The sequence below is a fragment of the Actinomadura rifamycini DSM 43936 genome, from assembly GCF_000425065.1.
Taxonomy (GTDB): domain Bacteria; phylum Actinomycetota; class Actinomycetes; order Streptosporangiales; family Streptosporangiaceae; genus Spirillospora; species Spirillospora rifamycini.
Window position 1 is genome coordinate 221,961 of the sequence record NZ_AULB01000007.1, and the last position, 12,335, is coordinate 234,295.

Annotated in this window: 13 protein-coding genes; 8 read left to right on the forward strand and 5 right to left on the reverse strand. The window is 75.8% G+C overall.

Translation table 11 applies throughout. The features are described from left to right. Positions 1–16 precede the first annotated feature (16 nt). Together H505_RS0103645 and H505_RS0103650 are read right to left on the reverse strand one after the other, a co-directional pair. Complete coding sequence (locus tag H505_RS0103645; protein ID WP_026400881.1) at positions 17–1,408, reverse strand: glycoside hydrolase family 1 protein; 1,392 nt, start codon at positions 1,406–1,408, stop codon at positions 17–19. An 83-nt stretch (positions 1,409–1,491) separates the two neighbouring features. Further along, on the reverse strand, positions 1,492–1,857 hold the full coding sequence (locus H505_RS0103650; protein WP_026400882.1) for a DUF1330 domain-containing protein: 366 nt from the start codon (positions 1,855–1,857) through the stop codon (positions 1,492–1,494). A gap of 230 nt (positions 1,858–2,087) precedes the next feature. On the opposite strand from H505_RS0103650, the gene H505_RS49670 reads away from it, so the two are divergent. Beyond that, positions 2,088–2,258 carry a hypothetical protein gene (locus tag H505_RS49670; protein ID WP_157432893.1) on the forward strand — a complete coding sequence of 57 codons (171 nt, stop codon included), beginning with the start codon at positions 2,088–2,090 and terminating at the stop codon, positions 2,256–2,258. 125 nt (positions 2,259–2,383) lie between these two features. Continuing rightward, positions 2,384–3,598, forward strand: coding sequence for an MFS transporter (locus H505_RS0103665; protein WP_026400883.1), 1,215 nt, complete (start codon positions 2,384–2,386; stop codon positions 3,596–3,598). Here H505_RS0103665 and H505_RS0103670 read toward each other — a convergent pair. Continuing rightward, on the reverse strand, positions 3,570–4,163 hold the full coding sequence (locus H505_RS0103670) for a TetR/AcrR family transcriptional regulator (protein WP_026400884.1): 594 nt from the start codon (positions 4,161–4,163) through the stop codon (positions 3,570–3,572). The genes H505_RS0103665 and H505_RS0103670 overlap by 29 nt on opposite strands. Positions 4,164–4,233: 70 nt before the next feature. On the opposite strand from H505_RS0103670, the gene H505_RS0103675 reads away from it, so the two are divergent. Further along, positions 4,234–5,034 (forward strand): class I SAM-dependent methyltransferase, encoded by an 801-nt coding sequence (locus tag H505_RS0103675; RefSeq protein WP_245592426.1) that lies wholly within the window; start codon positions 4,234–4,236, stop codon positions 5,032–5,034. A gap of 139 nt (positions 5,035–5,173) precedes the next feature. On the opposite strand, the gene H505_RS0103680 is transcribed toward H505_RS0103675, so the two are convergent. Further along, positions 5,174–6,220, reverse strand: a complete 1,047-nt coding sequence (locus tag H505_RS0103680) for a DUF4267 domain-containing protein (protein WP_245592427.1) — start codon at positions 6,218–6,220, stop codon at positions 5,174–5,176. 265 nt (positions 6,221–6,485) lie between these two features. Here H505_RS0103680 and H505_RS52610 point away from each other — a divergent pair, with 265 nt between their 5' ends. Beyond that, complete coding sequence (locus H505_RS52610) at positions 6,486–6,851, forward strand: cold-shock protein (protein ID WP_064743471.1); 366 nt, start codon at positions 6,486–6,488, stop codon at positions 6,849–6,851. Positions 6,852–6,931: 80 nt separating this feature from the next. Here H505_RS52610 and H505_RS0103690 read toward each other — a convergent pair whose 3' ends face one another. Continuing rightward, positions 6,932–7,414: a DoxX family protein gene (locus H505_RS0103690; RefSeq protein WP_026400887.1), complete on the reverse strand. Its 483-nt coding sequence runs from the start codon at positions 7,412–7,414 to the stop codon at positions 6,932–6,934. A gap of 247 nt (positions 7,415–7,661) precedes the next feature. Here H505_RS0103690 and H505_RS0103695 point away from each other — a divergent pair, with 247 nt between their 5' ends. From H505_RS0103695 to H505_RS48720, 4 genes are all read left to right on the forward strand, one after another. After that, positions 7,662–7,895, forward strand: coding sequence for a hypothetical protein (locus H505_RS0103695; protein ID WP_026400888.1), 234 nt, complete (start codon positions 7,662–7,664; stop codon positions 7,893–7,895). A gap of 139 nt (positions 7,896–8,034) precedes the next feature. Beyond that, on the forward strand, positions 8,035–8,937 hold the full coding sequence (locus H505_RS0103700; protein ID WP_026400889.1) for a LysR family transcriptional regulator: 903 nt from the start codon (positions 8,035–8,037) through the stop codon (positions 8,935–8,937). A gap of 99 nt (positions 8,938–9,036) precedes the next feature. Beyond that, the gene (locus H505_RS39660; protein ID WP_034516514.1) at positions 9,037–9,981 is read left to right on the forward strand and encodes a cucumopine synthase-related protein; all 945 of its coding nucleotides are present in this window, start codon (positions 9,037–9,039) and stop codon (positions 9,979–9,981) included. Beyond that, positions 9,978–12,242, forward strand: a complete 2,265-nt coding sequence (locus H505_RS48720) for an FAD-dependent oxidoreductase (RefSeq protein ID WP_157432894.1) — start codon at positions 9,978–9,980, stop codon at positions 12,240–12,242. The genes H505_RS39660 and H505_RS48720 overlap by 4 nt, the downstream gene beginning before the upstream one ends. Positions 12,243–12,335: the final 93 nt, after the last annotated feature.

Genomic DNA, 12,335 nt, shown 5'->3' on the forward strand with positions numbered 1-12,335 from the left:
TACCCGGCGGTCCCGCTCACCGGTACCGGGCGATGCGCTCCCGGAACCAGTGGTAGGACGCCTTGGGCGTGCGGGCGCCCGTGGCGAAGTCGACGTGCACGAGACCGAACCGCTGCGCGTAGCCCTCGGCCCACTCGAAGTTGTCGAGCAGCGACCAGACGAAGTAGCCGCGGACGTCCACGCCGTCGTCGATCGCGCGCTGCAGGGCGCGCAGGTGGCCGTCCAGGTAGTCGATGCGGTCCTGGTCGCGGCGGGCGGGGTCGTCGTCGGGGGCGGAGCAGCCGTTCTCGGTGACGAGGATCGGCGGCAGCCGGTCCCCGTAGGCGTCGCGGAGACCGGTGAGCAGCTCGTGCAGGCCGTCCGGGACGACCGGCCAGCCGAACGCGGTGAGCGGGTGGCCCTCGATCGGGACGTCCTCGAACGGGAGTCCGGCGCCCTCGATGCGGTCGGCGGCCTCGGCGAGCACCGACCCGCCCGCCGCCGGGGCGGCCGGGGCCGCGGCGCCGCGCGGGGCGGCGATGCGGGTGGGGCTGTAGTAGTTGACGCCGAGCCGGTCGATGGGCGCGGCGATGGCGGCGAGGTCGCCGTCGCGGACGAACGGCAGCGCGTCCGCCGCGATGCCGTAGGCGCCCATGTCGGGCAGGCGGCCGAGCAGGACCGGGTCGGTGAACAGGCGGTTCTGCAGGACGTCGAACGCGTCCGCGGCGGCCCGGTCGGCGGGGTCGCCGCTCGCGGGCCGCACCGGGCTGTAGTTGTTGGTGATGCCGATCGGGGCGGCCGAGCGCTCGCGCAGCACCGGGACGGCGAGGCCGTGGGCCAGCAGCATGTGGTGGGCCGCGGGGAGGGCGTCCAGGAGGAGGGCCTCGCCGGGCGCGTGCGTCCCGATGCCGTACCCCTCGGTCATGTGGACGAACGGCTCGTTCAGGGTGAGCCAGGCGCCGACGCGGTCGCCGAGGCGGTCGGCGACGATGGCCGCGTACTCGGCGAGCCGGTGCGCGGTGTCGCGGTCCATCCAGCCGCCGCGGTCCTGGAGGGCCTGCGGCAGGTCCCAGTGGTAGAGGGTGACGACGGGCGCGATGCCCCGCTCGGCGAGGGCGTCGACGAGCCGGTCGTAGAAGTCGAGCCCCTTCGGGTTGGCGGGGCCGCGGCCGTCCGGCTGGATCCGCGGCCACGCGACGGAGAAGCGGTAGGCGTCGACGCCGAGGCCCGCCATGAGCGCGACGTCCTCCGGCCACCGGTGGTAGTGGTCGCACGCGACGTCGCCGGTGTCGCCGTTCCTCACCCGTCCGGGCTCGGCGGCGAACGTATCCCAGATGCTCGGGCCGCGGCCGTCCTCGGCGACCGCGCCCTCGATCTGGTAGGCGGCCGTCGCCGTCCCCCAGAGCCAGCCGTCGGGCAGTGCGCCCATGGACCCTCCCCGCCTGATCCGACCGAGCGTCACATTAAACATGAACAAATGTCATGTTCGCTAGGCCGGTCGTCCCGGCGGGCTCAGGCCAGGGGGACGGTCGCCTGGAGCACGGCCTCGGTGAGCGCCTCGGAGCGGAAGTGCGCGACGGCCTGGAAGTCGGGGTCGGCGACCATCCGCGCGAACACCTCCCGCGACGGGTACCGCACGAGCAGGACGGCGTCCCACGCCTGCCCGTCCTCGGCGACCAGCGCCGTCGACCCCTTGCCGTAGTAGAGGACCTCGGAGTCGTACCGGCCGAGGATCAGCTCGCCGACCGTCTTGGAGTAGCGCGCGTAGCTCTTCTCGCCGCCCTCCCGGAAGCGCAGCAGGTTGAGCATCACCACCGGCCCGCCCGGGTCCTCCGCGAGGAACCGCTTCAGCCCTTCGCCGGTCGGATCGACCGCCATGTCGCCTCCCTCTCCCGAATCGGATTCTGACCCTAGCCGCCCGCCCCCCGCCCGCACACGGTCCGGGACCGCTCCTTGGACGGCGGCACCGGCGCCGCCCGACCGGGTTGGGACCGCCGCACAACCGGGGTCATCCGGGCGGGCCGCCGGAGCCGCCGGAGCCGCCGGGGCGGACGAGGCCCGCCTCGTACGCGAGGACGACGACCTGCGCGCGGTCGCGGACGCCGAGCTTGCCGCCCACCGCCAGGCCCACGGCGACGACCCCCGCGCCCGCGCCCGAGCCCGCCCCGTCGATCGAGTACGGCGCGCCGGACGGCACGGGCAACGGCGGCCTCATCGACTTCGACGACGAGGTCGTCGACGCGTCCGACCTCGGGAAGATCACACTCGTCGTGCGGTGAGCGGCCCCTGACACGCCCGTACAACCCGGGGTTGTCGCCCGCCCGCGCGGCGGTTGTTGGCGCGGCGGCGCGCGTCCCTGCTTAGATCTCGCGGTCGGCGGCGGGCGAGCGGAGGACGGCGGGGCATGGGCGGGGAACGCCGGTTCGGCCCCTTCTGGACGGCCTACGCGGCGAGCACCTTCGGGACGATGCTCGCGTTCGACGCGTTCGCCCTGATCGCGATCCTGGTGCTGGACGCGGGACCGGCCGCGGTGTCGTTCCTCGCGGCGGCCGGGACGGCGGCGGGCGCGGCGCTCGCGGTGCCGCTCGGCCCGTGGGCCGAGCACCGCCGCAAGCGCCCGGTGATGATCGCGATGGACCTGCTGCGGGCCGCGGCGCTGCTCAGCGTGCCCGCCGCGCACGCCCTCGGCCGGTTGACCTTCGTCCAGCTCGTGGCCGTGGCGGTCGTCATGGCGGCGGCCGACATCGCGTTCCGGGCGGCGAGCGGCGCCTACCTGAAGCAGCTCGTGCCGCCGGACCGGCTGCTCGCCGCGAACGGGCGGCTGGAGGCGACGACCTGGACCGCGACGGCGCTCGGGCCGCCGCTCGGCACCGCCGCGATCGGGCTGTTCGGCCCGGTCGCGACGGTGCTCGCGAACGCGGCGGGCCTGCTGGTGTCGGCCGCGTCGCTCCGCGCGGTCCGCGGGCGCGAACCGCGGCCCGTCCGGACGGGCGCGCGGGGCGAGGGCGCCCTGCTGGAGGGCTGGCGGCACATCCTGGCCGACCCGGCGCTGCGGGCGCTGTTCCTCAACACGGTCCTGGTCAACGGGCTGATCATGGCGGCGGGGCCGCTGCTGGCCGTCCTCATGCTCGACGGGCTCGGGTTCGCGCCGTGGCAGTACGGCCTCGTGTTCGCGCTGCCCTGCGCGGGCGGGCTGGTCGGGTCGCGGCTGGCCCGCCGGCTCGTCCCCCGGTTCGGGCCGCACCGGGTGCTGCTGGTCGCCGGGACGCTCCGCGCCTGCTGGCTGCCGGGGCTCGCGTTCGTCCGTCCGGGGGCGGCGGGGCTGCTGCTCGTGATGGCGGTCGAGCTCGGGATGATCACCTGCATCGGGGTGTTCAACCCCGTGTTCGCCACCCGCAGGCTCGAGCTGACGGCGCCGGACCGGCTCGTCCGGACGCTGGCGGCGTGGACGGTCACGAGCCGCCTGGCGACCGCCGCCCTGACCGCGCTCTGGGGGCTGCTGGCGGCCGCGACCGGGCCCCGCGCCGCGATCGCCGCCGCGGGCGCCGCCGCCCTCGCGACGCCGCTCCTGCTCCCGCGCCGCGCGCGGGTCACGGTCGCCGCAGCGCCCCCGCGATGACCGTGGTGACGACCGCCCGGACGGCGTCCGCGTCCGGCGGCGCGGCCGTCCGGTCGGCGAACAGCAGGTGCCCGGCGCCGATCAGCGCGGGGGCGAGCGCGTCGAGGTCGGCGTCCGCCGCGACGCGGCCGCGGTCGCGCTCGGCGGCGAGGTAGGACGCGACCATCGCCGCGGCCTCCGTCAGGAGCGGCACCCCCGCCGGACGGTCGCGGCGCAGGCGCGCGCGCAGTTCGTCGCGGGAGGTGACGAGGCCGACGATCGCGACGGCGACCGTCCCGAACAGCTCGGTGAGCGCGGCGGTGAGGTTGCCGGCGACGGTGCCGGTCCCGGCGGCGGCGCGCAGCGCGGCGCCCTGCGCGTCGAGCCCGGCGACGCGGTCGCGGACGAGCTCGGCGAGGAAGGCGTCGAAGTCGGCGAAGTGCCGGTGCAGGACGCCCTTGGCGCAGCCGGCCTCCGTGGTGACCGCGCGGCTGGTCAGCCCGCTCGGCCCGTCCCGCAGCAGGACCCGCTCGGCGGCCCCGAACAACTGCCGCCGCACGTCCCGGATGGCCACCCCTGTCGGCACCGTCCACGCCCCTTTCCCCGCCCGGCCTCCCATTCTGGACGAGTGGGCATGCGCCCACTAGAGTGGGCGCATGCCCACTCCTGAGCCCCACCGCGTCCGCGCCATGGCCGAGTCGTTCGGCGAGGACGCCGAACGCTACGACCGGACGCGCCCCCGCTACCCCGACTCCCTGATCGCCGCGATCACCGCCGCCTCCCCGGGCCCGGACGTCCTCGACGTCGGCTGCGGCACCGGCATCGAGGCCCGCCAGTTCGCCGCGTCCGGCTGCCGGCTCCTCGGCGTCGAGCCGGACGCGCGCATGGCCGCGTTCGCCCGCGCCCGGGGCCTCGACGTCGAGGTCGCGACGTTCGAGGACTGGGACCCCGCCGGCCGCACGTTCGACGCCGTCGTCGCCGGGACGGCCTGGCACTGGGTGGACCCCCGCGCCGGCGCGGCCAAAGCCGCGCGGGTGCTGCGCCCCGGCGGCCGCCTCGCGGCGTTCTGGAACGTGTTCGCGCTGCCGCCCGAGGTCGCCGCGGCGACCGCCGACGCCTGCCTCCGCGTCATGCCCGACTCACCGATCGACTTCCGCGCCGTCGCGAGGGGCGGCGTCGACGGGTACCGGCCGATCCTGGAGAAGACCGCCGACGGCATCCGCGCGACGACCGGCTTCGGCGCCGTCGAGCAGTGGGTCCACGACTGGGAGCGCCCGTACACCCGCGACGAGTGGCTCGACCAGATGCCCACCCAGGGCGCGTTCACCCGCCTCCCCCCGGACGCCCTCGCCCAGGTGCTCGACGGCGTCGGCGCGGCCATCGACGCACTCGGCGGCGCCTTCACCATGCGCTACTCCGCGGTCGCCGTCACCGCCCCCTACCGCCCCGCCCCCTGACCCCCGCGCGGGTCGGCGGCGGGACGCGCCGAACGGCCGGGCGGTGGTGTCGTTCACCGCGGCCTCGGACCCCGGGGACGGCGGCGCGCGCCGGTGGCGCGGCAACGAGCCGTCATGACGCCGCCGGGTCGGTCCGGGGTCAGCGGCGGGTCGCGCGGAGGAGGAGCAGGGCCGAGGCGAGGACGGCGGCGGCGGTCGCGCCGTGGACGCCGAACGCGGTGGCCGCCGAGCCGTCGTGCCGCAGGATCGTCAGCATGTCCCCCGCCGGGATCGCGGAGAACGCGAGCATCACCCGGCCGAGCGCCTCGTGCCTCCCGCGGGCGAGCAGCGCGATGACGGCGAGGCCGCTGCCGAGGTCGCGCACGCCCTTGATCTCCAGCCAGGCCGCGGCCTCCCCGGCCGGCCACGCCGGGAGGCCGAACCCCGCCGCCGTCCCCACCGGGTCGATGAGGAAGCTCAGCCCGATGCAGGCGATGCCGACGCCGGTGAGCGCGGCGAGGGCGGCGCCGGTCCGGGACGTGCGGACGTCCTCGCGGAGCCGCCGCATCCGGGCGGCGTGGCGCCGCTCCCCGAAGCGCCGCCAGAGCACGCGGGCCGGGGCGGGCAGCGCGGCGAGGAACTCCGCGCGCTCCGCGGGCGTCGCGTCCTCCAGCACGATGCCGAGGAAATCGAGGATCTTCGTCTTCGGGGTGTTCCGCACGAAGTGGTCGCCCTGCGCGCCCCACTCGTCCGGAGTGAGGTGGCGTTCGGCGATCGGCAGCAGGTTCGCCTCCTCGTCGTCCAGGTGCTCGGCGAGGACGGCCCGGTGCTCGGCCAGCGCGTCCGCGAGGGCGTCGCGGGCGGACGCGTCCGCCGTGCGGGCCCACGGGGCGGCGAGCTCGCGCAGCCGCGCGACCGACGCGGCGACCCGCTCGTGCTGCGCCTCCATCCGCAGCACGACGTCGGCGTCCAGGTCCGCCCGCGCGAGCAGCGGCGGCCAGATCAGCTCGTCCTCGCCGTGGTGGTGGTTGTGCAGGCCGAGCAGGTAGTCGGCGAGGTGCGCGGCGAGCGCGCGGGCGCGGCGCCGGTCGCCGGGACGGGCCGCGGCGACCAGCTCGGCCAGCAGCCGGGACTCGCGCCGGAGCCCGCGGTGAATGACGACCATGGATTGGGTGAACGGCGCGCTGGCGCGAATGTCGGTGCTCATGCCCACGAGCCTGCGCCGCGCCTCTTGGAACTCGCTTGGAACGCGACTTGGAACGGCCCGCCCGTCGACCCGCGGACGGAATTCCCAGGGAGGGGGTCCGCGTCGAGGTGGTGGTTCTCGGCGTGGACCTTGCGCGGCGCCGGGTGCGGCTCGGCTGATCGGCGTCACCGGCCCGCAACGCACGCGCCGTCGGGCGTCCATGTCGCCGCCCCGGGCGATACGGACCGTGCCGCTAACGTCACGGGCACAGCGCGGGGGTGATGCGATGGCCGAGGGCAGCGTGAGGTGGTTCAACGACGAGCGGGGCTACGGCTTCATCGTGCCGGACGACGGCGGGCCGGACGTGCGCGTCCGGTCCCGCGCCGTCCGGAGCCCGGGCCTGCCGCTGGAGGACGGCGCGCGGGTGCGGTTCACCGTCGAGCGCGGCGAGGCCGTCGAGGTCGTGGCACTGGGTGCGCCGGAGGTGCCGCCGGGCCGGGCCGTCCGGGTCGCGATCGGGGCGCTCGTGGTCCTCACGCTGGCGTGCGCCGTGACGTTCGTCGTCCTGGTGGTGCAGGGCAGCGGGCTGTCGGCGCTGTTCCTGTGCACGCTCGTCGGGGTGGGGTTCGCGCTCGAACGGCTCGGCGGCTGAGCCGGTAGAGGCCGAACCGGTACGCCGCGGACGCCGCCGCCGGCGCGAGGGCCGCGCCGGGACGCCCGCCTGACAGTGCGTCAGGCCGTGGTCGGGGTGCCGGCCGGGCGGTGCCGCACGGCCCGCAGGTGCTGAGCGGGCACGCTGAGCGCGGCCGCCACGAAGACGACCTGCATCAGCGTCCGCGGGACGAGCTGGTCCTCCCACGGCAGGTCCGATCGGCTCAGCGCCCAGTGGACGTTCGCCGGGAACATCCCGATCATCAGCAGGCCGAGCCCGCCGGCCGCCCACGGCGCGGTCCGTCCCCACAGGAGCGCGGCGGCGCCGGCCAACTCCAGGACGCCGGTCGCGGTGACCAGGAACTCCGGTGCGGGCAGCGCGGGCGGGACCATGTCGATCATCTCGTCGCGCATGCCGACGAAGTGCGCGAGCCCGGTCACGGTGAACATCAGCGCCAGGCCGCCGCGCACGGCCACCGGCCACGGCCGCAGCCGCCGGACCCCGGACCGGCCCGCGACCAGACCCGCCAGCGTGCCTCCGATCAGGAACATCAACGGTGCCATTGCGGTGCCTCCTCCACTTGAACTTGACACTGTCTAGATTCGCTCGCGCGCCCCCATCTTGTCAATGCCTAGATGAGGATCCGCGTGCGGGCGGGCGAAGTTCGACGCCCGGGTGGCCTCCGCCTTACCTTTGAGTCACTCTGTGTTGCACCGATGTAGCTGTACGTAATTCCTCGGATACCGGCACTTCGATGGATCGTCACACAATGTAGCCACACCGATGTGCACCGTCACACATGGAGGGTTCATGAGCCTGAAGAAGGCCGCAGTCGTCGCCGCGCTCGCGGGCGCCACGCTCTCGACGGGGGCGTTCGTCACCCCGGCCCACGCCGCGAGCTGGCACAACACCGGGCAGACGTTCTACTGGTACGCGAGCTGCAAGGCCGCCGGCGAGGCGGGCGTGCGCTCCGGCTGGCAGTCCTACGACTGCAAGGGCAGCTCCGCGCCGTGGGCCAGCTACGAGCTGTGGGGCCTGTACTGATCACCGCTCCCGGATGACCGGAGGCCGTTCCCGCTCGCGCCGGCGGGGGCGGCCTCCGCCGTGCCCGGTCCGCCGGACGTCCGGGCGCGCGAGGACATGGGGACGGGGGCGAACCCGGAGATCGTGTGACGATCTCCGGATGGAGCTCCAGCAGATACGTTACGTCGTCGCCGTCGCGGAGACGAGCAGTTTCACCCGGGCCGCCGAGCGGTGCCTGGTCGTCCAGTCCGCGCTGAGCCACCAGGTCGCGCGGCTGGAGCGGGAGCTCGGCGCGCGGCTGTTCGAGCGCACCAGCCGCCGGGTGCGGCTGACCCCGGCCGGGGAGGCGTTCCTCCCCGCGGCCCGGCAGTGCCTGGAGGCCGCCGAGCGCGCGGCCGCCGAGGTCGCGGCGGCCGTCGGGGAGATCCGCGGACGGCTCGCGGTGGGCCTGATCCCGACGGTCGCGGCGGTCGACGTCCCGGCCGCGCTGCGCGACTTCCGCGGCCGGTACCCGCACGTGCGGATCAGCCTGCGGGTGGGCGCGAGCGAGGAGCTGGCCGAGCAGGTCCGGGAGGGGCGGCTCGACATCGCCTTCCTCGGGCTGCCGACGACCGCGCGGCCGCGCGGCGTCGCCGCCCGCGAGCTCGCCCGCGACCGGCTCGTCGCGGTGGTCGCGCCGGACCACCCCCTCGCGGGCGAACCGGCGGTCGACCTGCGGCGGCTCGCGTCCGAGGTGTTCGTCGACCTGCCCGCCGGGACGGCCGGGCGCGCCCAGTCCGACCTGGCGTTCGCGGCCGCCGGGCTCGACCGGGACGTCGCGTTCGAGGTGACCAGCGCGGAATTCATCGACCGGCTCGTCGGGCAGAACCTCGGCGTGGCGATGCTCCCGTCCGCCTACGTCCCCCGGCTCACCGGCGTCACCACGATCGAGGTGACGGACGCGCCGGCCCGCGTCGAGCACGCCGTGTGGAGCCGGTTCGGCCGCACCCCGGCGACGTCCGCCTTCCTCGCCGTCCTCGGCATCGACCCCGACCCCGGCGCGGAGGCCGAGACCGGCAAGTGATCTATGCGCATTTTACTTCCATAGTGTAATCAATCACGCACTCTCGGTTGCATCACGCGTGCGAGGGATGTTCGGGCGGTATCTCACCTGGGGGCAGGCGTGCGGGACAGACGGATCCAGATCGAGTGGGCGGAGCTCGGCATCACGGTGAGCGCGGAGCTGGACGGGCGCAACCCGGCGCTCGCCGACGCCCTGTGGAACGCGCTGCCGTACCGCAGCCTGCAAGGCCACGCCCTGGTGGCCGGGCACCACCTCTTCCACGTCGCGCCGGTGCACGAGCTGCTGCACCTGCCCGCCGAGCAGAAGGTGGACCGGCGGACCGTCCCCGACGGCACCGTGTTCTGCTCGCGCCTCCAGCACCTCGGCATCAAGTACGGGGAGCTCACCGAGCCGATGCCCGCGACACCGGTCGGGCGGGTGCGCGCGGCCGACCTGGACGCCCTCGCCGAGGCGGGACGCGCGGTGTGGGACGCGGTGTACTCGTCCAAGCGGCCCGTGTTCGCCGAGGTGGCCCGGCACGGCGAGGAGGACGGCGAGTGCCGGGTTCCGCGGCTGGAGGCCGCGGACCCGACGGTCGACGCGCTGATCGGCAAGGTGCACGCCGAGACCGAACGCGTCTGGACGCACCCGCCGGAGGAGCTCGTCGAGCTGCACGAGGGCCGGATCGCCTCCCGCGCGGGCAGCTTCGACACCGTCCTGACCACGCTGCTGTTCGTCAACGGCGAGACCCGGCCGCTCGGCTACTGCGCCTACGGCGGCCTGGTGCGCGCCGCCGCCGAGGAGATGCCGCTGGACTGCCTGCGGCAGATGGCCCGCATCCTCACCGCGACCCCGGCGGAGTTCCTCGGCTACTGCGGGCTGGAGACGCTGCACCACTTCGCCGAGAGCGCGCTCGACGCCGCCGGCCGGATCGAGCGGCGCGCGGACTTCCTCGCCCTCATGGCGCAGATGGCCCTCTACGTGAACTGCCTGGGCGGCTGGAACCTCCAGCTGTTCCCGTGGAGCGTGGGCCACCACCTGCGCCGGGAGGCGTGCCCGGCATGACCGGGGCGGTGGTCATCGGCGGCGGGGTGATCGGCCTGTCGATCGCCGCGCACCTCGCCCGGGACGGCGTCGCGACGACGCTGCTGGAGCGCGGCGAGCTGGGGTCGGGGGCCTCCCGGGCCACCGCCGACGTGCTGCGCTCCTACTTCGCGGGCGACCCCGACGGCTCCCGCCTCGCCGCGCGCAGCCTGCGGGCCTACGCCGCGGCCGGGCTGCCGATGCGGCGCGTCGGGTACCTGGTGCTGTTCACCGAGCCCGAGCAGGTCGCGGCGTTCGAGGCGGAGCTGCCCGCGCAGCGGGACGCGGGCGTCCGGGTGGAGCTGGTCGGCGCCGACGAGGCGCGGCGCCGCAACCCGCTGGTCGACGAGCCCGGCCTGCTCGCCGCCGCCTGGTCGCCCGACGCCTTCGTGAGCGACACGCGCCGGATCGTCCGGCACTTCGCGGACGAGGCCCGGCGGGCGGGCGCGGTCCTGCGCACGCACTGCGAGGCCACCTCGGTGGACGCCGCGGCCGGACGCGTCGAGACACCGGACGGGCCCGTCACCGCGGGGGCGATCGTGTGCGCCGCCGGGGCGTGGTCCCCCCGGATCGCGGCGGCCGCCGGGGTGGACGTCCCCCTGACGGGCGCGGCCGTGCAGGAACTCCTGCTCACCGGCCCGGTCCCCGGCCTGCCGGACATCCCGGTGACCCTGCACGCCGCCAGCGGGCTGCTGACCCGGGCCCGCGAGGGCGCGCTGCTGATCGGCATGGGGCACCCGGGGTCCGACCGCGAGGAGTGGCTCGCGCGGGTGAAGTCGCAGCTCGCCCGCACCTACCCGGCCGCCGACCCGGCGGACCTGCGGACGGCGGTGACCGGCCCCAGGGACGCCAGCCCCGACCGGTCGGCGTTCATCGGCCGCCGCCCCGGCACCCCCGCCTTCCTGTACGCCGCCGGCTTCTCCGGCCACGGGCTGTGCCAGGCGCCCGCCGCCGGAGAGCTGGTCAGCGCCCTCTACCACGGCCGCGCCCCCGCCGTCCCCGCGGACCGCCTCGCCGCCGCCCGGATCCGCCCGGACCGGATCGCCGTCGACGGCCGGATGCGCGACGTGCACGCCCAGAACGAGCGGCTGCGCCGCGCGGGCCCGGTCGTCCCGGTCGAGCTGCCGGGGCCGGTGCGCGCGTGGGCCGTCACCCGCCACGACACCCTGCAGGCGGCGCTCGTCCACCCGGACCTGTCGAAGGAGCTGCGGCACTGGGCCGACTGGTCGGCGGGCCGGGTCCCGCGCGACTGGCCGCTGAACAACATCGTCACCGCCCAGTCCATGATCACCAAGGAGGGGGCGGAGCACCGCCGGCTGCGGGCGCTCGTCGGCAAGGCGTTCGGCGCGCGGCGCGTCGACCGGCTCCGGCCCCGCGTCGCCCACCACGCCGCCGCGCTCCTCGCGGAGCTGGCGCACCGCGCGCCCGGCCCGGTCGACCTCCGCCGGCACTACGCCTACCCGCTCCCCCGCAACGTCATCTGCGAGCTCGTCGGCATGCCCGAGACCTGGCACACCGACCTGCGCAAACTCACCGACGCGCTGATCCGCGTCACCGACGACGCCGACTACGCGACGTCCCGCATGGGCACCCTGCGCGAACTGTTCGCCGAGGTCATCGACCTGCGCCGCCGCGAGCCCGGCGACGACCTGACGAGCGCGCTGATCGCCGTCCGCGACGAGGAGGGGAACCGGCTCACCGAGCGGGAGCTGCACGACATGGTGATGACCCTGTTCATCGCCGGGCACGAGACGACCATTAACCTGATCACCAACGCCGTCCGCGCCCTCCTGGCGCATCCCGGCGAGCTGGCGCGGCTGCGCGCCGGGACGCTCCCGTGGAGCGCGGCCGTCGAGGAGACCCTCCGCTGGGACTCCCCGGTCGCCTTCTTCCCGATGCGCTACGCCACCCGGGACGTCGACCTGGACGGCGTCCGCGTCGCCGCGGGCGACGCCGTCGTGGCCTGCTACGCCGCCGCGGGCCGCGACGAGCGCCGCTACGAGGACGCGGCCGCGTTCCGGCCGTCCGATCCCGCGCCGGACCACCTGTCGTTCGGGCACGGCGAGCACTTCTGCCTGGGCGCCGCGCTGGCCAGGATGGAGGCGGAGACCGCCCTCGAATCCCTGTTCACCGCCTTCCCCGACCTCGCGCCCGCCGACGCGTCCGGGAAGCCGGAGCCGCTGGCGACCCCGCTGAGCAACAGCACCCGCACCCTGCCCGTCCTCCTCGGCCCCCCGGCGTGACGACGGCCGGGGGCGGACCGTGGCGGTCGACCGGTTCGCTGGGGAGGCTCTCGCAACCCCGTGAGTGATCCTCGTTTGAGGGTTCGCCCGGCA